Source organism: uncultured Bacteroides sp., assembly GCF_949298305.1.
GTDB lineage: Bacteria > Bacteroidota > Bacteroidia > Bacteroidales > Bacteroidaceae > Bacteroides.
This window is the reverse complement of record NZ_CASFWU010000060.1, coordinates 1-18,784: the sequence shown is the minus strand read 5'-3', so window position 1 is coordinate 18,784 and position 18,784 is coordinate 1. Positions and strand designations below refer to the sequence as shown.

At 57.7% G+C, this 18,784-nt stretch carries 13 protein-coding genes and 1 pseudogene; 6 read left to right on the top strand and 8 right to left on the bottom strand.

Going from position 1 to position 18,784, the window contains the following annotated elements:
* Both Q1Y74_RS09290 and Q1Y74_RS09285 read left to right on the top strand, forming a co-directional pair.
* Window positions 1-735: pseudogene (locus Q1Y74_RS09290) on the top strand (hypothetical protein); the annotation flags it as partial.
* Window positions 736-857: 122 nt separating this feature from the next.
* Window positions 858-1,511 carry a hypothetical protein gene (locus Q1Y74_RS09285; RefSeq protein WP_300813988.1) on the top strand — a complete coding sequence of 218 codons (654 nt, stop codon included), beginning with the start codon at window positions 858-860 and terminating at the stop codon, window positions 1,509-1,511.
* 926 nt (window positions 1,512-2,437) lie between these two features.
* Here the strand turns inward: Q1Y74_RS09285 and Q1Y74_RS09280 are convergent.
* Together Q1Y74_RS09280 and Q1Y74_RS09275 are read right to left on the bottom strand one after the other, a co-directional pair.
* Window positions 2,438-3,187 carry a glycosyltransferase family 2 protein gene (locus tag Q1Y74_RS09280; protein ID WP_300813987.1) on the bottom strand — a complete coding sequence of 250 codons (750 nt, stop codon included), beginning with the start codon at window positions 3,185-3,187 and terminating at the stop codon, window positions 2,438-2,440.
* Window positions 3,180-4,445 (bottom strand): glycosyltransferase family 4 protein, encoded by a 1,266-nt coding sequence (locus tag Q1Y74_RS09275; RefSeq protein ID WP_300813985.1) that lies wholly within the window; start codon window positions 4,443-4,445, stop codon window positions 3,180-3,182. Before Q1Y74_RS09275 ends, Q1Y74_RS09280 begins: the two co-directional genes overlap by 8 nt.
* 421 nt (window positions 4,446-4,866) lie before the next feature.
* On the opposite strand from Q1Y74_RS09275, the gene wecC reads away from it, so the two are divergent.
* Window positions 4,867-6,078 carry a UDP-N-acetyl-D-mannosamine dehydrogenase gene (gene wecC, locus Q1Y74_RS09270; RefSeq protein ID WP_300813984.1) on the top strand — a complete coding sequence of 404 codons (1,212 nt, stop codon included), beginning with the start codon at window positions 4,867-4,869 and terminating at the stop codon, window positions 6,076-6,078.
* A gap of 100 nt (window positions 6,079-6,178) precedes the next feature.
* On the top strand, window positions 6,179-7,318 hold the full coding sequence (gene wecB, locus Q1Y74_RS09265) for a UDP-N-acetylglucosamine 2-epimerase (non-hydrolyzing) (RefSeq protein ID WP_300813983.1): 1,140 nt from the start codon (window positions 6,179-6,181) through the stop codon (window positions 7,316-7,318).
* Window positions 7,319-7,581: 263 nt separating this feature from the next.
* Here wecB and Q1Y74_RS09260 read toward each other — a convergent pair whose 3' ends face one another.
* The 5 genes from Q1Y74_RS09260 to metG all read right to left on the bottom strand — a co-directional run bounded on the left by Q1Y74_RS09260 (window position 7,582) and on the right by metG (window position 14,263).
* A complete protein-coding gene (locus Q1Y74_RS09260) occupies window positions 7,582-8,820 on the bottom strand; it encodes a glycosyltransferase family 4 protein (protein WP_300813982.1) in 1,239 nt (412 codons plus the stop codon).
* Complete coding sequence (locus Q1Y74_RS09255) at window positions 8,817-9,740, bottom strand: glycosyltransferase (protein ID WP_300813981.1); 924 nt, start codon at window positions 9,738-9,740, stop codon at window positions 8,817-8,819. The genes Q1Y74_RS09260 and Q1Y74_RS09255 overlap by 4 nt, the downstream gene beginning before the upstream one ends.
* Window positions 9,737-10,663, bottom strand: coding sequence for a beta-1,6-N-acetylglucosaminyltransferase (locus Q1Y74_RS09250; RefSeq protein ID WP_300813980.1), 927 nt, complete (start codon window positions 10,661-10,663; stop codon window positions 9,737-9,739). The genes Q1Y74_RS09255 and Q1Y74_RS09250 overlap by 4 nt, the downstream gene beginning before the upstream one ends.
* Window positions 10,660-12,105: a lipopolysaccharide biosynthesis protein gene (locus Q1Y74_RS09245; protein ID WP_300813979.1), complete on the bottom strand. Its 1,446-nt coding sequence runs from the start codon at window positions 12,103-12,105 to the stop codon at window positions 10,660-10,662. The genes Q1Y74_RS09250 and Q1Y74_RS09245 overlap by 4 nt, the downstream gene beginning before the upstream one ends.
* 115 nt (window positions 12,106-12,220) lie before the next feature.
* Window positions 12,221-14,263, bottom strand: coding sequence for a methionine--tRNA ligase (gene metG / locus Q1Y74_RS09240; RefSeq protein WP_300813978.1), 2,043 nt, complete (start codon window positions 14,261-14,263; stop codon window positions 12,221-12,223).
* 179 nt (window positions 14,264-14,442) lie between these two features.
* Here metG and Q1Y74_RS09235 point away from each other — a divergent pair, with 179 nt between their 5' ends.
* A complete protein-coding gene (locus Q1Y74_RS09235) occupies window positions 14,443-15,267 on the top strand; it encodes a PepSY-like domain-containing protein (protein ID WP_300813976.1) in 825 nt (274 codons plus the stop codon).
* Window positions 15,268-15,680: 413 nt separating this feature from the next.
* Window positions 15,681-17,750 (top strand): acetate--CoA ligase family protein, encoded by a 2,070-nt coding sequence (locus tag Q1Y74_RS09230; protein ID WP_300813975.1) that lies wholly within the window; start codon window positions 15,681-15,683, stop codon window positions 17,748-17,750.
* Window positions 17,751-17,806: 56 nt separating this feature from the next.
* On the opposite strand, the gene Q1Y74_RS09225 is transcribed toward Q1Y74_RS09230, so the two are convergent.
* Window positions 17,807-18,679, bottom strand: a complete 873-nt coding sequence (locus Q1Y74_RS09225) for an IS982 family transposase (RefSeq protein WP_300813974.1) — start codon at window positions 18,677-18,679, stop codon at window positions 17,807-17,809.
* Window positions 18,680-18,784 lie beyond the last annotated feature (105 nt).

The following is an 18,784-nucleotide window of genomic DNA, read 5'->3' as shown; positions in this document are numbered from 1 at the left end:
GAAACTGTTCGCAAAATCAATGCACTCTACAATTATCAGTTACGGGAAGAGGAAAACAACCGGTTACAAATGCAGAACAGGCAACAGAAAAATTATATTGTCTGGATTACAGCAAGCATGGTGGTGGTGGTTGCATTGTTTTTTGCCTATCGGCAGAATCGGAAACGAAAGGAAGAAGGCAGAATCAATCAATTGCAGAAATTAAAAGCCTTGGAAGGACAGAAGTATCGACAGAGTCAGGAGTTTATAGAAGAAAATAAAAAGCGGATAGCCGAACTGGAAAAAGAACTTCAGGCTTCGAAGATCGTGCAAAACCAGCCCCAACAAGAATTGCTCCATGCCCGGAAACAGTCTTTGGAGAAAGACAACGAACAGGTTGAGGCTTATAGAAGGTTGGAAGCGGAAGCTGTAAAAGCACTGGAAACTTCCGACATATTCCGCAAATGTCATGAAGTGGACGGTAATTTATCTGCAGAAGAATGGCAGACCTTAACAGCAGCCATTGACTCTACCTATTCACAATTTACCCATCGTTTGAAAGATTTGTATCCCGTAAGTGAGGTTGAATTGCAGGTTTGCCTGTTACTCAAAATAGGAATCTCTTCTACCCGTATCGCCCAGCTTGTACTCCGCAGTAAGCAGGCTGTAACGTCCATTCGCAAACGCCTGTACAAGAAAGTGCTTGGTCAAGAAGGTGCGCCGGACGAGTGGGATAAATTTATCCGTAATCATTAAGTTTTTTGTGTTGTACGCAGGAGTACGCAGGCATTTGCGTACTCTTTGCGTACTGATTCCTTTTGGAAAAGTAAGACCAGTCAACTACATTTGCAGAAAAATCAATTCAAAAATAGAAACAGATGAAACGCTTTATTCTTTTATTCGCTCTGCTTTCAGCAGTCAGTCTTTCCTCTTTTGCACAGCCTGCTTCCGAAGGCAAGTTTTCCCTGTCGGCCGAGTTGGGTACGGGACAGCTGTTCGGCAACTCCAACCTGTCGCCCTACGGCGCCTCCTATCGCGGTGCCTACGACAAGGGTTTCAGCGGCAGCATCAAGGCCTTCTGGGTGCCGGACGACTGGCTGGTGGGCCTGAAGTACAACTTCTTCACCGCTTCCGAGAACTACGAGGCGGGCGGCATGGGCATGCTGGCCGAGGATGTGAACCTGAACTACATTGCCCCGCAAGTGGGCCTGCGGCGCATGGTCGCTCCGCGGCTGTGCATGGAGTACACCATCGGTGCGGGCTACATGCACTACCGTGCCGAAGGCTTTGCCAACGGCAAGGAACGGCCCACCTATTCGACCGGCTTCCTGGGCGCCAACATGGACCTGGGCTTCAGCTACCGCCTCTACAAGGGCTTCTACCTGGGCGTGGGTGCCTCGCTGACGGGCGGAAACAGCTCTTCGCTGACGGAGAAGGACGGCGACCTGGAGCGGGAGATGGACCTGGAGAAGTGGAACCGGATACGGGTGCTGCGTGCCGACTTCCATCTGTCGTTCAAGGCGGTGCTCTGACAGCGGACGGTCAGGGAGGGCTATCGTCCACTCTTCTGCCGTCGTCTTTCACGTGCAGGCTGTGCATCCCTCTGTTTACATTTTGACACTTTGACTTTTCCGATGCACGAGAATCCGTTTTTTCGGCCTTCCGTCCGGCTTGCTCGGAAAAACGGAAGCAGATTCCTGCAATCGGCTGCATGGCAGACGGATAGCGAAATCCTTACATTTGAAAGAGAAGAAAAAATGCCTCTCCGGGAAGGAAAAAGCCTCTTTTGTGGCTCCCAAAATCCACATGGGAGTGGGTAACTTCTCTTTCGGGAGGGTGTAACGTGGCTTCCGGGCGCTCCGTACAAGCATGCTGCGTGTTCCGCGCAAGCATTCTGCGCGCTCCCGGCAAGCATGCCGCGCGAACGAAACAAGCATTGTGGACGGACGGAGCTTGCACGGTACATGCTCCACACAGCTCCAAGGAGGTTTCCCGGCCTCTGTTTCGCGCCTTTTGCAAATGTTGCGTGTCAGCCTGAAACTCATTTCGGGGGCTTTTTGTAAGCACTTGGCCTGTTTTTCTTACACGATGACACATCTGTCCCAACGGGAAGACTGCGCACCGGAAGTAACCCAATGCCGACTCTCCGCCAGGCGGGAAGCCGGAAGAGGCAACGTCCCTGCTTGTTTCCTCCTATTGTTCTTTTCCATCGTTTCTTTCCTGCCTGATAAACCGGAAGACTTCCTCAGATGGCGTTTTGCGGGGAATCAGGAGGAGTCGCGTTGCACGTGCCGGGTAATTCGCACTTGCGAAACTTGAATTCCAGACTCATTGGCAAGCAAGGCCCGAATGCCTTATGAAGAGTTTTTCTCCGGCAGGCATGCCGAATCTGGAAAGGATAGGTAGTGGAAACTGCTGCCATGTTGATAGGACGGTAGGCGGATTGCGTAAGGTTGGCTTACTTCTTCACCACCGCCCTCACCACAAACCAGGCATGAAGGGCCACGGTGCTCAGCCAGCCATAATGCTTCGCCATGATGCGGAAGCGTTCGCGCAGCGAAGCCTTGTGGTTGCGGGTGGTCATGCCCTCGTCCAGGTAGTCTATGAGGGTGAGGTGGGTGTTGTGCAGGGTCTTTGCCTTCTTCATGATGCGGATGCACCAGTCGAAGTCGGCCGAGAAGCGGTAGCGGAGGTCGTAGGGTTCGGCCAGTGTGCGCCGGGCAAAGAAGGCCTGGTGGCACACCAGCATGCCCTGGCGGAAGCTGCGCCACGTCAGGTGTTCGGGCGCCTGGAGGCGGCGCATCCGCACGAAGTGGCCTTCGGCGTTGACCAGTGCCGTCTCGCCGTAGAGCACGTCGGGCAGTTCGGACCGTTCGCGCAGGGTGTGCACCATCTGTTGCAGGGTGTCGTCCTCGTGGAAGCTGTCGCCCGCGTTGAGGAAGCAGACGTAGTCGCCCGTAGCCAGCCGGAGGCCCTTGTTCATGGCGTCGTACAGTCCCTTGTCCGGTTCGCTCACCACGGTGGCGATGCGGTCGCGGTAGCGGTTGATGATGGACAGGGTACGGTCCTTCGAGGCGCCGTCCACAACGATGTACTCCACGTGGTGGTAGGTTTGCGCAATGACACTTTGAATGGTGTCTTCGAGCGTTTCTTCGGCGTTGAAGCAAACGGTGATGACGGTGAATTTGGGTGTGAGGTGGTTATGCATTGCTTCCGGTGACTTTGTTGTAGAGTTCGATGAACTTCTTGGCGATGACGTGCTCCGAGTAGTGTGTTACGGCCTTCCGGCACGCCTCTTCGCACAGACTTTCGTAGCCCGGGTCGTTCAGTGTCCAGTGGATGCCGTTGGCCAGGTCTTCTGCCGACTTGTAGCGGGCCACGTAGCCGTTGTGCAGGTGGTCTATCATTTCCGGAATGCCGCCTACGTTGAATCCCACGCAGGGAATGCCGCAGGCCATGGCCTCCATGATGGTGTTGGGGAGATTCTCCTCCAGCGAGGGGGTGACGAAGAGGTCCACCGAGTTGTAGATGTCCACCAGCTGGTGTTCGTCGTGTACGAAGTCCAGCGGATAGACCTTGAAGGGCAGCAGGTTCTCCAGCTGCCTCGACTGGTTGCCGAAAGCCACGACGGCCAACTGTTCGCGCAATTCGGGTTTGTTCTTGACCAATATCTTGCAGGATTCTATCAGGTAGTCTATGCCCTTCCGCTTGTCGGTAATCTTCACGGAGCCGAACAGCAGCAGTTTCTTGTCTGCCGGCAGCTTGAGGCGTTCGCGCGCCTTCTGCTTGTCGTGCGGCTTGAAAAGGTTTGTATTCAGCGGATTGGGGATGCAGACTACTTTATGCCCTTCAATGAGCGCACTCAGTCTGGCTTTCTCTTCCAGCCAATGGCTGCAGGTGACAAAAGTAATGGGATAGCTCTGGTAGAGTTTCTTCTTACGCAGGAAAATGCGGTGTGAGAGGTCCCGTTTATGTCCGCCTCCGTAGAGGAAATGGCACGAGCCGCATTCCTGCCGGTAGCCTTCGCATTCGCGGGCGTGGTGGCAGATGCCTGTGCAGGGCCACATGTCGTGCATGGTCCATACGACGGGTTTCCCCGAGGCGAGTATCTTCTCGATGTTCTTCAGCGAAAGCATTCCCTGATTGACCCAGTGCAGATGGATGACGTCGGCCTGCTGGAATTCGGGCAGTCCGGTGATGTCCGTTCCCGTATTGGCAATGTCCACGGCAAAGAGATTGTTCTTCTTGAAACGGTTGGCGCGCCAGATGACGATGCGTTCCCACACGAACTTCCACACCAGCCGCCAGCTGCGGTTCAGGGCCACGACGGTCAGCTGTTCGCTCTGCTTGTCGCGCACCAGCATGCGGGCCTTGATGCCGTTGTTTTTCAGGGCCTCCATCAGCCGGCTGCAAGCGACGGCGGCGCCGCCTATGCGTTCGGAAGTATTGATAAGTAGTACTCTCATTGAAAAGTTCTTGGGTTTTGGCTTGACAAAAGTAGTGGTTTTCGGTGAGAAACAGTGCAAAGTCACATATTATTTGTACTTTTGCCGCGTTATAATTGCAGAAGTTTCGCAAACGGCCATCAGGTTGCGGGCAACAAGCCGCGGCCGGCGTTTGCGGAGATAAATAAGAAATTCAAGTTTCGGTTTTGCCGAATTGAAAGTCGGCGAAGCCAAACTTGCAGGAGTTAGAGGAGTTAGAAGAAATTATTGCCTGCCAGGGCGGGCTTAGAAGTTAAAGGCCAATCGGCCTGTTACTGCCAATCTTTCCTTTTTGCAAGACTATCGGCTTTAACTTCTAACAGAGCCAAGCGAAGTGATAACTTCTATAGTTTCTTAGCTTCCAGTAAAAAATCAAACCCGAAACTTAAGTAAGAAACAGTTTATGAAGAAGGTTGTATTTGTAGGATTGGGTTACATTGGCCTGCCCACCGCGGCTGTAGCAGCCCATCATGGTTATCAGGTGGTGGGAGTGGACGTCAATCCCTCGGTAGTGGAAACCGTCAATCAGGGAAAAGTACATATCGTGGAGCCCGATCTGGATCGGGTGGTGCGCGAGGCCGTGCAGAGCGGAAACCTGCGTGCTGTCGCCAAGCCCGAAGAGGCCGACGCCTTTTTCATCGTGGTTCCGACGCCCTTCAAGCAGAACCACCGTGCGGACATCACGTATGTAGAGGCTGCTACCCGTTCGGTCATTCCCTGTCTGAAGCCCGGCAACCTGTTTGTCATCGAGTCTACCTCGCCCGTGTTCACCACCGAGCGGATGGCCGAACTCATCTTCAGCCTGCGTCCCGAACTGAAGGGACAGATCTTCATTGCTTACTGTCCCGAGCGTGTACTGCCCGGCAATACGCTCTACGAGCTGGTGCACAACGACCGCGTCATTGGCGGTATTGATGAGGCGTCGACCGACAAGGCCATCGAGTTCTACTCCGCCTTCGTGCAGGGCAAGCTGCACCGCACCAATGCCCGCACGGCCGAGATGTGCAAGCTGACGGAAAACTCCAGCCGCGACGCGCAGATAGCCTTTGCCAACGAGCTGTCCATGATTTGCGACCGTGCCGGCATCAACGTGTGGGAACTCATCGAACTGGCCAACAAACACCCGCGCGTCAACATCCTGCAACCTGGTTGCGGCGTGGGCGGACACTGCATCGCCGTAGACCCGTGGTTCATCGTATCGGACTATCCCGAGCAGGCACAGCTCATCAAGCGTGCCCGCGAGACCAACGACTACAAGGCCGACTGGTGCGCCAACAAGGTGATGGAAGCCTGCCGCAAGTTTGTCGAGGAGCAGGGACGCGAGCCGATAGTGGCCTGCATGGGACTGGCCTTCAAGCCCAACATCGACGACCTGCGCGAGTCGCCGGCCAAGTACATCGCTTCGCGCATCGTTTCAGAAAGCCGTGCCGACGTGCTGATTGTAGAGCCCAACATCGCGGCTCACTCCAGTTTCCACCTGACCCATTACGAAGAAGCCTACCGACGGGCCGACATCGTGGTGTGGCTCGTGCGCCATACGCCTTTCCTCAGCATTCCCAAGGATAGCTCCAAGATAGAACTGGACTTCTGCGGAGTAAGAAAAAGTATTTTATAGCGGTTAGGGGTGAGCGGTCAGTATCCATTCGGACGAATGTTAGCCACTACTAACCACTCACCACTCACTGCTCACCACTCACCACTCACCGCTAACCGTTATGAAAAAGATACTGCTTGTTTTCGGTACCCGCCCCGAAGCCATCAAGATGGCGCCGCTGGTGAAAGCCCTGCAAGGCAAACCCGCGACGTTTGAAACCCGTGTATGCGTCACCGCCCAGCACCGCCAGATGCTGGATCAGGTGCTGGAAGTGTTCGACATCGTGCCCGAGTACGACCTGAACATCATGGCGCCCAACCAGGACCTGTACGACATCACTTCGCGCGTGCTGCTGGGCCTGCGCGACGTGCTGAAGGACTTCCGTCCCGACGTGGTACTGGTTCACGGCGACACCACGACCTCTATGGCCGCTTCGCTGGCCGCCTTCTACATGCAGATACCCGTGGGACACGTGGAGGCGGGACTACGCACGTACAACATGCTGTCGCCCTGGCCCGAGGAGATGAACCGTCAGGTGACCGACCGCATCGCTTCGCTCTACTTTGCGCCCACCGGACAGTCGCGGCAGAACCTGCTGCGCGAGGGCGTGGCCGACGGAAAGATATTCGTCACCGGAAACACAGTCATCGACGCCCTGCTGATGGCAGTGGACATCATCGACCACAAGCCAGGCATGAAGGAGAAGGTACATGCCGAACTCCTGTCCAAGGGTTACGAGGCGGGCTGTCGTCCCTACATCCTCGTGACCGGACACCGTCGCGAGAACTTCGGCGAAGGCTTCCGGCACATCTGCCGTGCCATCCGCGAGATTGCCGCCCGCCATCCGGAGATGGACATCGTCTATCCCGTCCATCTGAATCCCAACGTGCAGAAGCCCGTCTATGAACTGCTGTCGGGCCTGGACAACGTGCGTCTGATTGCCCCGCTGGATTATCTGCCCTTTGTTTACGCCATGCGTCACTCCACCCTGCTGCTGACCGACAGCGGCGGCGTGCAGGAGGAGGCTCCCTCGCTGGGCAAGCCGGTACTGGTGATGCGCGACACCACCGAGCGTCCCGAAGCCGTGGAGGCGGGAACGGTGAAGCTGGTGGGTACGGATGCCGATGCCATTGTGGCCAACGTGTCCGAACTGCTGACGGATGCGGCCATGTACCGCCGCATGTCCGAGACTCACAATCCTTACGGCGACGGCCGTGCCTGCGAACGGATTGTGAAGGCACTGGCCGAGGCCGCGCTCTGAGGCTTCCGGCCGGCTCCCGGCCGGGGCGGCGGTGGCCGCCTGCCTGTTTTCTGATGCTATTTCCCTGGTGATATGGTTGCTGCACGTCCGCTGCACTGTCAGTGCACGCCCGCTGCAGAGTTACTGCACGCCCGTTGCAGAGTTACTGCACGCCCGCTGCAGCGCGGCTGCATGCTTGTTTGCAGCGTCACTGCACACCTGTTTGCAGCGCGGCTGCAACCAGTGTGCAGGCAGGACGGAACTTGCGTTCGGGGCAACGGACGTCAGCGACGGAGGAAATCGGCGAAGGCTTTCAGGTAGCGTTCGCTGACGGTGTCGATGTTGATTTGCTCGCGGATGATGCGCTCCGACTCCTCTCCCATGCGGCGGCACTCCTGGGGCGAGGCCAGCAGTTGAAGGATCTTTTCGGTCAGGCTGTCGGCATCGCCGTCGCGGAAGAAGAGGCCGTTCCGGCCGTCGGTCACCAAGTCGCGCTCGGTGCTGTCGCACACGGAGCAGACCACAGGCAGGCCGTAGGTCATGGCGTCGTTGATGGACAGTCCGCCCATGCCGGCCAGCACGTAGACGGTTGCCTCGTTCATGTAAGCTCCCAGTTCCTTCGGGTCGTAGACGGCGCCGATGAAGCGCACGCAGCCGCGCCCGTCGGCGGCGTTCTCCTCCTTGCTGCGCAGGGGCAGCCCCAAGGAGGCGGCCTGGGCCTTCAGGTTGTCCAGTTCGGGGCCGTCGCCCACGATGACCAGTTCGGCGTCGGGATATTGGCCCAGCGTGCGGGCGAAGGCTTCGATGAGCAGGTCCACTCGTTTCCATTTTACCAGCCGGCCGATGTGGAGCAGCCGCCTTTCCGACGGGGGCAGCAGGGCGGGAGCAGCCAGCACGGCGGCCTTCTCGCGCCACAGGGCTTCGGTGTCCGTCGAATTGTAGGTGACATGAATCTGTTCGCGCTTCACGCCGTACGAGGGCAGAATGTCGTAGGCCGCCGTGGAGTAGTTGAGGGTACCCGCCACACGGGCATAGCAGTACTTGCGGATGCGGGCCGTCAGCCACTGGCGCAGGTAGAAGGCTTTGCCCTGACTCTGGAGCCGCATGCCTTCGTCGTACATGGGGTGTTGGCGGAAGTAATCGCGTATCTGTCCGTAGGGCGGTGTCTGGAAGGGGATTTCACGAATCACCAGCCGGGCGCCGCAACGCTTCAGGGCACGGCGCAGCGACGGCTGGAAGAAGACTTGCAGGAAGTAGGGCCAGCCCAGCACAACGATGTCGGGGCGTTCGCCGGCCACCAGTCCGGGCAGTTCGGGCAGGCCGCTCTTGCCGTAGGCCATCTTCTTTTCCGGTGTGTTGAGGTGGCGGTAAGTGCCTCCTTCCACCATCTTGACGCCTTTGCCGATGGTGGCGTTTCCTTTCAGTGGGGTGACAACCGTCACTTCCACGCCTTTATGGTGCAGTTTCTCAAGCAAGGCATTCAGGTAGTGGGGAATGCCTCCGAAGGTGAGCAGTACTTTCATGATTCTGTTGCAATATAATGAGGGGTTTCTGGTTGCAGGTTGATGCGGCGGTAGCGGAGAACCTTGCCTGTGCATCCCAATAGCTGGCAGGCTATCCGGATATAGCTCAGGCCGGTCCGGGCGTCTTTCTTCGTCCAGAAGGATTGGGCAGACTTCTTGAGGCTGGCCAGCACGCTGTAGGCAAAGGCCCGGGGAAAGGAGCGGTTGATGTTGGCATACTCCGTCAGCAGATAGATTCGCTCGGACCGCAGCCAGGTCTTGTGGTCGGTCTGGCGGTGTTCGCGGTCGTGGCAGCCGAATACGGCAGGCGTGTAGCCCGCCCGGTAGCCGTGTCGGCGCAGGCGGTTGACGTAGTCCACATCTTCTCCATAGTGATAGAACAGCGGACAGAAGCCGCCCACGCGCCTCAGTACGGAGACGGGAATCATCCAGAACGCGGCGTTGACAAACGGCAGGTCAACGGGCGGCGTCTGGGCGGTGCATGGCACGGAGGTCAGCTCTTCCAGCGAATTCAGGCGGGCGTAGCAGGCAAATCCGTGCTCCAGACGGTTGCCCGACCCGGTCAGGTGGGTCGGCGACAGGATGCCGTATTGAGGATGGCTTGCGCAGAGCGAAGCCAGCGTGCCCAGGGTGTTCCTGTCAATCCAGGCGTCCTGGTTAAGCAGGAAGACGTAGTCGTAGCCTTCTGCCAGAGCCACTTTCATGCCCAGGTTGTTGGCACGCCCGAATCCCAGGTTCTCCGGGCTTTGGATGAGGCGCACCTCCGGATAGTGTTCCCGGATGAGCTGCACCGTATGGTCTTGCGAGGCATTGTCTATCACCATGACGTCCGCCGGCTGTTCCGACAGGCGCAGGCTGCCCAGGCAGCGGTCCATCCAGCGCTCGAAGTTGTAGGAGACGATGATGACGAGTATTTTCATGACTGATATGATTTGTAGGTGTTTATGTTTCTGTTCTTCAGGGCTTCCACCAGCCGGTCCGACGTGCCGCTCACCACCTTCCGGCAGAACATCTTGCCCGAGCGGGCCAGTTGCGGCAGGTCGTCGAGGGTCAGCGGCTTGATGGCTTTGCCGTATTCGATGTAGTGCAGCGGGGTGAGGCCCGACAGGCCGGGATAGGTCCCTTCGTAGCGGAGGGCCCGTGCGCCGAACGGAGAGTTGAACACCAGTGTCTGTATGCACAGTTCGCTGGGCACGAAGCTGGTCTTGAAGTAGCGCACCAGCCGCCGTTCGGAGCCGAGCCGCTGGTACACGTAGCGTGCACAGGGCAGGGTCAGCGCCCAGTAGTCGGAACCGAAATAGACTTCCGCCTTCTTTCCTTCTATATAGGTATAGGGCGGCTTGCGGAGGGGGAGCAGCTTCAGCAGGTTGCGGGACGCAACGATGAGTTTGTCCTTCCACCACTGGTCGCTCCACTTCAGGTCTCGGAAGAAGTGGTAGCAGACTATCTTGGAGCGTTGCGCACGGTCGGTGCAGCGGGTGAGGTTCAGGCCCATGATGAACTCCGTGTCGGGGTGTTCGTCGAAGTGGCGGTGTATCTCCTCGTTGCTCCACAGCGGGTAGTCCTGTCCGCTCAGACACACCACGCGGCCGTAGTCCACCCCGCTGCGCAGCACGGCGCCCAGCAGTTCCTTCTGATATTCCACCTGCTCCCAGCCTCCCCAGCTCACCCAGTGGGAAGGGACGAAGGTCACCTTTCCTTCCAGCAGCTGCCGGAAGGGGCGGTCGTCGGCCTTGCGGTCTATGTGGACGTAGAAGTCGGCGTCATCGTCCAGCGCGGCTATCAGCCGGGCCAGGTGGGGCGCGTCCTTGTAGGCGGAGAGAATATAGGCAATGCGGCTCATGGTTTCTTTTTCTTAAAGAGGAATTCAACGCTTTCCCGGAAGATGACGGACTGCGCCTTCCACAGGACAAGGGCATACAGCCCGGCCACGGCGGCTATCTTGACCGCCATGCAGAGGTAGAGGTTGCCGATGGGCTGTGTCAGATAATGGGCCGCCACGACCAGTACGGCCGACAGGCCCAGGTAGGGGCTGATGTCCTTCAGCATGTCCTTCAGGGTGAGCCCTATCTCGCGGTTCACGAACCACAGCCAGACAAACAGCCACCCGATGTTGATGCCGGTGAAGAGGTACAGCATCCACTCCAGCCCGTAAGAATGGGCGGCGCAGGCCACCGCCAGTTGCACCAGGCTCAGGCAGATGGTGTTCCACATGTAGACGGACGAACGCCCGTGGCTGATGACCAGGTTGGAGAACAGGTTGGTAAGCGGGATGAACGCGCCCCACACGCAGAGTATCTGGAGGATGTAGGCGCTGGACAGCCATTTCTCCGTAATGGTTATCACAATCAGTTCCTTGGCCACCAGGCTCAGACCGAACATGACGGGAAAGGAGACGAAGGCCGTAAACCGCAGCAGCTTGCGGAACACGGCCAGCTGGCGGGCGCGGTCGTCGGCAATGCTGGTGAAGACGGGCTGGGCAATGCCGTTAATCATGTTGGTAATCAGAGTGTGGCCCATGCCGTTCCATTTGTTGGCCTGCGTGAAGTCGCCCACCTCGCGGGCGGAGTAGAACTTGCCCAGAATCATGGAGAACAGGTTGTTGTTGATGATGGTGAAGATGTTGGTCACAATCAGCCGGCTGCTGAAACCTATCATGCTGCGGATGGGGCGCAGGTCGATGTGCAGGCTGGGGCGCCAGCGGGCAAAGTAGAAGTTGAGCAGGGTGATGACACTGACGAATGACAGCGACTGGATGGCCAGTCCCCAGTAGGCGAAGCCGTGGGCGGCCAGCGTGATGCCCGTGATGCCCGAGACACAGAGGGCCGAGACGGATACCACGGTACTTTCCTTTATCTTCAGGTTCTTGAAGAGATAGGCACGCGGGGCGATGCTCAGGCTGGAGATAACGAAGCTCAGGAAGAGCAGGCGGGCCAGCGGCGTCAGTTCTGGAATGCCGTAGAAGCCGGCTATCAGGGGGGCGGCAAAGAAAAGCAGGGTGTAGAACGTGATGCTGCAAAGCGTGCTGAACCAGAATACGGCGTTGTAGTCCCTGTCCGTGACGTCCCGCTTGTTGGTCAGCGCAGAGATGAACCCGCCTTCCTGCAAGGCCGATGCAATGGCCGAGAACACGGTGAGCAGTCCCACCATGCCATAGTCCGACTGGCTGAGCAGGCGGGCCAGAAAGATTCCGAAGACCAGGTTCAGCAGCTGCTGCATCCCGTTGCTGAATCCTCCCCAGAACAGTCCGCGGGCGGTTTTCTCTTTCAGAGTGCTTTGGCTCATACGTGCATGGAAAAAGATTCACCACAGAAAGCACAGAGTTTCGCAGAGTCAGTTCATGTATGTAACCATTGAAAAGAACTCTGTGAAACTCCGTGTCCTCTGTGGTGAGAATAGATTATTTCACTTCACTACCCGGCTTCACCTCGCGCAGTACGGAAGTGACGGCCAGCGAACCGTCGTAGTTCTCGGCAGAAAGAATCATGCCTTCGCTGACGAGGCCGTTCTTGAACTGGCGTGGAGCCAGGTTGGCGATGAACAACACCTGCTTGCCTACCAGTTCTTCGGGCTTGTAGTGCTGGGCAATGCCGCTCACGATGGTGCGGTTCTCCAACCCGTCGGCAATCTTGAACTGCAACAGCTTTTTCATCTTGGGCACGGCCTGGCATTCGAGCACGGTGCCTACACGGATATCGAGCTTCTCGAAGTCCTCGAACGGAATGACGGGCTTGATGGGGTTGGCCTTGTAGTTGGCCGCCTCGTTGGCCTTCTTCGTGGCGAGCAACTTGTCCACCTGTGCCTGGATGGCTTCGTCGTCAATCTTCTCGAACAGCAGTTCGGGTGTGCCCAGTTGGTGTCCGGCGGGCAGCAGGTCGGTGCGTCCCAGGTTGGCCCAGTCGAAGCTTTCCATGCAGAGCATGTGGCGCAGGCGCTCGCTGCTGAAGGGCAGGAACGGCTCGAAGGCGATGGCCAGGTTGGCCGTCAGCTGGAGGGCGATGTGCAGGATGGTCTGCACGCGGTTCATGTCTGTCTTGGCCAGCTTCCAGGGCTCGGTGTCGGCCAGGTACTTGTTGCCGATGCGGGCCAGGTTCATGGCTTCCTTCTGCGCGTCGCGGAACTTGAATACATCGAGCAGCTTCTCCACTTCGCTCTTCACGTCGGCAAATTCCTTCAGCGTCTCGCGGTCGTAGTCGGTCAGTTCGCCGCAGGCGGGCACCACGCCGTCGAAGTATTTCTTGGTGAGCTGCAGGGCACGGTTCACGAAGTTGCCGTACACGGCCACCAGCTCGTTGTTGTTGCGTGCCTGGAAGTCTTTCCAGGTGAAGTCGTTGTCCTTCGTCTCGGGGGCGTTGGCCGTAAGCACGTAGCGCAGCACGTCCTGTTTGCCGGGGAAGTCCTGCAAGTATTCGTGCAGCCAGACAGCCCAGTTGCGCGAGGTGGATATCTTGTCGCCTTCGAGGTTGAGGAACTCGTTGGAGGGCACGTTGTCAGGCAGGATGTACGAGCCTTCGGCCTTCAGCATGGCGGGGAAGACGATGCAGTGGAACACGATGTTGTCCTTGCCGATGAAGTGGACGAGGCGCGTCTCGGGGTCTTTCCACCACTTCTCCCACGAGTCGGGCAGCAGTTCCTTGGTGTTGCTGATGTAGCCGATGGGGGCGTCGAACCATACGTAGAGCACCTTGCCCTCGGCTCCCTCGACGGGCACGGGGATGCCCCAGTCCAGGTCGCGGCTCACGGCACGCGGCTGCAATCCCATGTCGAGCCACGACTTGCACTGGCCGTAGACGTTGGGGCGCCATTCCTTGTGCTCCTCCAGAATCCACTGGCGCAGCCAGCCTTCGTGCTTGTCCAGCGGGAGGTACCAGTGCCTGGTTTCCTTCATCACGGGCTTGCTGCCGCTGATGGCGCTCTTGGGGTTGATGAGCTCCGTGGGACTCAGTGTGGAGCCGCACTTCTCGCACTGGTCGCCATAGGCGCCTTCGGCGTGGCAGCGCGGGCATTCGCCGGTGATGTAGCGGTCGGCCAGGAAGGTCTTGGCTTCCTCGTCGTAATATTGCATGGAGGTCTTTTCGATGAATTCGCCCTTGTCGTAGAGCTTGCGGAAGAAGTCGGAGGCCGTCTGGTGGTGAACTTCCGAAGAGGTACGTCCGTAGACGTCGAACGAGATGCCGAACTCCTTGAACGAGTCGCGGATGAGCGTGTGGTAGCGGTCTACGATGTCCTGCGGCGTGCATCCCTCCTTGCGGGCGCGGATGGTGATGGGCACTCCGTGCTCGTCGCTTCCGCCGATGAAGATGACGTCTTCTTTTTTCAGTCTCAGGTAGCGGACGTAGATGTCGGCCGGTACATAGACGCCGGCCAGGTGTCCGATATGAACAGGTCCGTTGGCATAGGGCAGAGCCGATGTCACGGTGGTGCGTTTGAATTTCTTTTCCATATCTGTATGTATCTCTTTTGTTATGAACGCTTTTTGTCGTGCAAAGATAGTGGTTTTCCGCTAATTTTGGTACACACTTCCAGAATCTTTCCAGATTTGGCCTGTATCTTTGCAACGAATTCACAAGAAAAGAATTGGTTTTTGAATGGGAATAATAAACGAAGAAAGGAGAATAAATCATGAAACTGAAAAACTATCTGTTTGCAGCGCTCTTGGCAGCTGCGCCCCTGGGATTTACAGCCTGTGACGATGACGGCATGACAGTGGCCCCCGAAGTGGAATCGGCCTTCACCACCCGCTACCCTGATGCGGGCCGGGTGGAGTGGGACTGGGAGGACGGCTACTACGTGGCCGACTTCTACGACGACCGTTACGAGACCGAAGCCTGGTTTACGCCGGGCGGCGAATGGGTGATGACCGAGACCGACATCCCCTATGCAGCCCTGCCGCAGGCGGTGAAGACGGCCTTCGAGGGCAGCGAGTATGCGGACTGGAGGGTGGACGACGCAGACCAGGTGGAGCGCCGCGACATGGAGACCCTCTACGTGCTCGAAGTGGAGTACGGACACCAGGAGGCCGACCTCTATTATAGCGGCGACGGCGTGCTGGTGAAGACGGTGGCCGACGGCGGACAGGGAGGCTACCTGCCGCCCACGCTCACAGACGCCATGCGCGACTTCATCGAGACCCGCTACCCCGGCGCCCGCCTGGTGGAAGCGGACTGGGAGAAGGGACTGATGGAAGTGGACATCGTGCACGAAGGCAGGGGCAAGGAAGTGCTCTTCACAGCCGAGGGCGAATGGGTTTCCACCTCGTGGGATGTGCGCCTGGCTGACGTGCCCCAAGCTGCGAAAGAGGCTGCCCTGGCCGCCTACGACGGCTACCGGCTGGACGATGCCGACTACGTGGAGACACCTGCGACAAACTACTACGACCTGGAACTGGAAAAGACAGGCTCGCCCGACGTACATGTCAGGGTGACGGCCGACGGCACGCTGCTGTAAAGCCGACGCGCCCGAGGATGGTACAGACGGCCTGCCGGTGTCTGCCGGCAGGGACGATGCGGAATGGCACGGACTGGAGCGGAAAAGCCGGTCGTGCCGTTCCGCATGTTTCTTTATCCGGACGTTGTGCGCAAGCCTCATGCCACGCCTTGCCGTCCGCTGTCGGGGCGGGGCGAATCCTCGGTTTGCAGCCCGTCCGGACCATGCAAGCATGCTCTGCGGACCATGCAAGCACGGTCCGTGGACGATGCCTGCATGGAGCGCGGACCGTGCTTGCATGGCCTAAGCGTTGGTTATCAGGGCCGAAACGGCCTCCCTTGCCCGGCCCGCACATTTTCCCTGCCCGCCCCTATTGTTTCTCTGCATAAATAGCGTATATTTGTACGTAGTATAAACGAACGGATGGTACGACTATGATTACAACCCAATTACTGCATCCTGCCAGCATCGTGGTGGTGGGGGCTTCCAACAATGTACACAAGCCCGGAGGGGCTATCCTGAGAAACCTGATTAGCGGCGGATATGCCGGTGAGCTGCGTGCCGTCAATCCGAAAGAGGCGGAAGTGCAGGGCGTCAAGGCCTTTGCCGACGTGCGCGACATCCCCGACACCGACCTGGCCATCCTGGCCATCCCGGCCGCGATGTGCCCCGACGTGGTGGACGTGCTGGCGGCCGAGAAGCAGGTGCGGGCGTTCATCATCCTCTCTGCCGGCTTCGGAGAGGAGACGCACGAAGGCGCCCTGCTCGAAGACCGCATCCTGGACACGGTGAACCGCTACGGCGCCTCGCTCATCGGCCCCAACTGCATCGGCTACATGAACGCCTGGCACCACAGTGTCTTCAGCCAGCCCATCCCGCAGCTGCACCCGCAGGGCGTGGACCTCATCTCCAGCTCGGGCGCCACGGCGGTGTTCATCCTGGAGAGCGCCGTCACCAAGGGCTTGCAGTTCAACTCCGTATGGTCCGTGGGCAACGCCAAGCAGATTGGCGTGGAAGACGTGCTTCAGTACATGGACGAACACTTCGACCCCGACCGCGACTCGCACATCAAGCTGCTCTACATCGAGAGCATCTCCGACCCCGACCGCCTGCTCTTCCACGCCTCGTCGCTCATCAGGAAGGGCTGCCGCATAGCCGCCATCAAGGCGGGCAGCAGCGAGAGCGGCAGCCGGGCGGCCAGCTCGCACACGGGAGCCATCGCCAGCAGCGACTCGGCCGTCGAGGCCCTCTTCCGCAAGGCGGGCATCGTGCGCTGCTACTCGCGCGAGGAGCTGACCACCGTGGGCTGTGTCTTCACCCTGCCCGAACTGCGGGGCAAGAACTTCGCCATCATCACCCATGCGGGCGGCCCCGGCGTGATGCTGACCGACGCCCTGAGCAAGGGCGGGCTCAACGTGCCCAAGCTGGAAGGCCCCCTGGCCGACGAGCTGAAGGCGCAGCTCTATCCCGGCGCGGCGGTGGGCAACCCCATCGACATCCTTGCCACGGGCACGCCCCAGCACCTGAAACTGTGCCTGGACTACTGCGAGAACAAGTTCGACAACATCGACGCCGTGATGGCCATCTTCGGCACGCCGGGGCTGGTGACCATGTTCGAGATGTACGACGTGCTGCACGAAGCCATGCTGACCTGTCGGAAACCGATATTCCCCATCCTGCCCTCGGTCAACACGGCCGGGGCCGAAGTGGCCGACTTCCTGAAGAAAGGCCACGTGAACTTTGCCGACGAGGTGACGCTGGGCACCGCCCTCACCCGCATCATGAACGCCCCGCGCCCCGCGGCCAACGAGATTGAGCTGTTCGGCGTGGACGTGCCCCGCATCCGCCGCATCATCGACTCCATCGGCGACGACGGCTACATCGCCCCCCACCAGGTGCAGGCCCTGCTGCGCTCGGCAGGCATCCCGCTGGTGGACGAGTTCGTGTCTCCCAAGAAGGAGGAAGTGCTGGCCTTTGCCCGCCGCACGGGCTTTCCTGTGGTGGCCAAGGTCGTAGGCCCCGTCCATAAGTCCGATGTAGGAGGCGTGGTGCTCAACATCAAGAGCGAGCAGCATCTGGCCCTGGAGTTCGACCGCATGATGCAGCTGCCCGACGTCACTTCCGTCATGGTGCAGCCCATGCTGAAGGGTACTGAACTGTTCATCGGCGCCAAGTACGAGGAGAAGTTCGGCCACGTGGTCCTCTGCGGCCTGGGCGGCATCTTCGTCGAGGTGCTGAAGGACGTCTCGTCCGGCCTCGCCCCGCTGTCCTACGAAGAGGCCTACTCCATGATTCGTTCGCTCCGCGCTTACAAAATCATCAAGGGCACGCGCGGCCAGAAGGGTGTCAACGAGGACAAGTTTGCCGAAATCATCGTCCGCCTCTCCACCCTGCTGCGCTTCGCCACCGAAATCAAGGAGATGGACATCAATCCTCTGCTTGCCACCGAGAAGCACGTCATCGCAGTGGACGCGCGCATCCGCATCGGGAAGAAAAAGGAATGAACCGTGCAGTAAACGGTTGAAAAACACGTTTATAAGATAACGTGAGTTCGATGAATTTAGAACAGCGCTAATTGTGTATCTAAAGTTCTGTGTACCTGTATACATGGTTTCTTTGGAAACAGGCAGTAAGCAGCCAATCCTCCCAATAAGTTGACGATGAAGTTATCAAAAGAACGATGCCTTGAATGCTCTATCTGTGCTATGTTCTTGAGTTCATCATTGACGGTTTCTATAATTGCTCTCTTTCTGAGGAGCAATTTGTCCGACACACTCATCAAAGCCCCCTTCATGTTACTTTTGAGTTTGGTAATAAGGTTCTTGCCGATATAGCCCTTGTCTGCAACCAACTTTCCGTAGATGAATTCGACAAACGCCTTATACTCCAACGGTTTCCTGTCATCGACATCACCCGGAGTTATCATGAAGTTCAGCAGCTCGCCTTTCTCGTTACATATCAAATGCAGTTTGAAACCGAAAAACCATCCCATGGAACACTTGCCCCTTTGGGCTATACCCTTGAATACCTTGTGGATATGTATCCTTTGATTCCTGCATACCCTCAACGGGGTGCTGTCCACGAAACTTATGCCTGTGCATTTTCCAAGCAACACTTTCTTAATGAAAAGAGCCAATGGTACAGCCACTTCCTTTTCAAGCTCCACAAAACGGTTGTATGAAACAATCTTTGGGAAGAGGTGGCGCAGATGTCTGCATACTTTTTCCAGATAGAAATGTTTCAGACAACGGTAGCCGGAGTCATGGAACAATATCATAATCAACATGATTTCTGCCTTTGACATAGTCGAATCGCGGTGATAACGCCGCTTGGTGTCGGATTTCAGCGTATATTTTTCCATCATTGCATCAAAAAACTTGCAGAAGTCGTCCGCCATACAAAATAATTCTGTAACTTTGTCCTCGGTGATCATAGCGATTATTGTTTGTAATACTTTGTAATTGAACACTATAAAGTTACAACAATTTTCGCTAATCACCAAATTTACAAATAGTTATAATTCATCGAACTCACGTTA

Bases quoted from the DNA above. Each gene is read 5' to 3' on its own strand.
- Q1Y74_RS09285 (WP_300813988.1), top strand. From the start codon at position 858: ATGAAACGCTTTATTCTTTTATTCGCTCTGCTTTCAGCAGTCAGTCTT.
- Q1Y74_RS09280 (WP_300813987.1), bottom strand. From the start codon at position 3,187: ATGCATAACCACCTCACACCCAAATTCACCGTCATCACCGTTTGCTTC.
- Q1Y74_RS09275 (WP_300813985.1), bottom strand. From the start codon at position 4,445: ATGAGAGTACTACTTATCAATACTTCCGAACGCATAGGCGGCGCCGCC.
- wecC (WP_300813984.1), top strand. From the start codon at position 4,867: ATGAAGAAGGTTGTATTTGTAGGATTGGGTTACATTGGCCTGCCCACC.
- wecB (WP_300813983.1), top strand. From the start codon at position 6,179: ATGAAAAAGATACTGCTTGTTTTCGGTACCCGCCCCGAAGCCATCAAG.
- Q1Y74_RS09260 (WP_300813982.1), bottom strand. From the start codon at position 8,820: ATGAAAGTACTGCTCACCTTCGGAGGCATTCCCCACTACCTGAATGCC.
- Q1Y74_RS09255 (WP_300813981.1), bottom strand. From the start codon at position 9,740: ATGAAAATACTCGTCATCATCGTCTCCTACAACTTCGAGCGCTGGATG.
- Q1Y74_RS09250 (WP_300813980.1), bottom strand. From the start codon at position 10,663: ATGAGCCGCATTGCCTATATTCTCTCCGCCTACAAGGACGCGCCCCAC.
- Q1Y74_RS09245 (WP_300813979.1), bottom strand. From the start codon at position 12,105: ATGAGCCAAAGCACTCTGAAAGAGAAAACCGCCCGCGGACTGTTCTGG.
- metG (WP_300813978.1), bottom strand. From the start codon at position 14,263: ATGGAAAAGAAATTCAAACGCACCACCGTGACATCGGCTCTGCCCTAT.
- Q1Y74_RS09235 (WP_300813976.1), top strand. From the start codon at position 14,443: ATGAAACTGAAAAACTATCTGTTTGCAGCGCTCTTGGCAGCTGCGCCC.
- Q1Y74_RS09230 (WP_300813975.1), top strand. From the start codon at position 15,681: ATGATTACAACCCAATTACTGCATCCTGCCAGCATCGTGGTGGTGGGG.
- Q1Y74_RS09225 (WP_300813974.1), bottom strand. From the start codon at position 18,679: ATGATCACCGAGGACAAAGTTACAGAATTATTTTGTATGGCGGACGAC.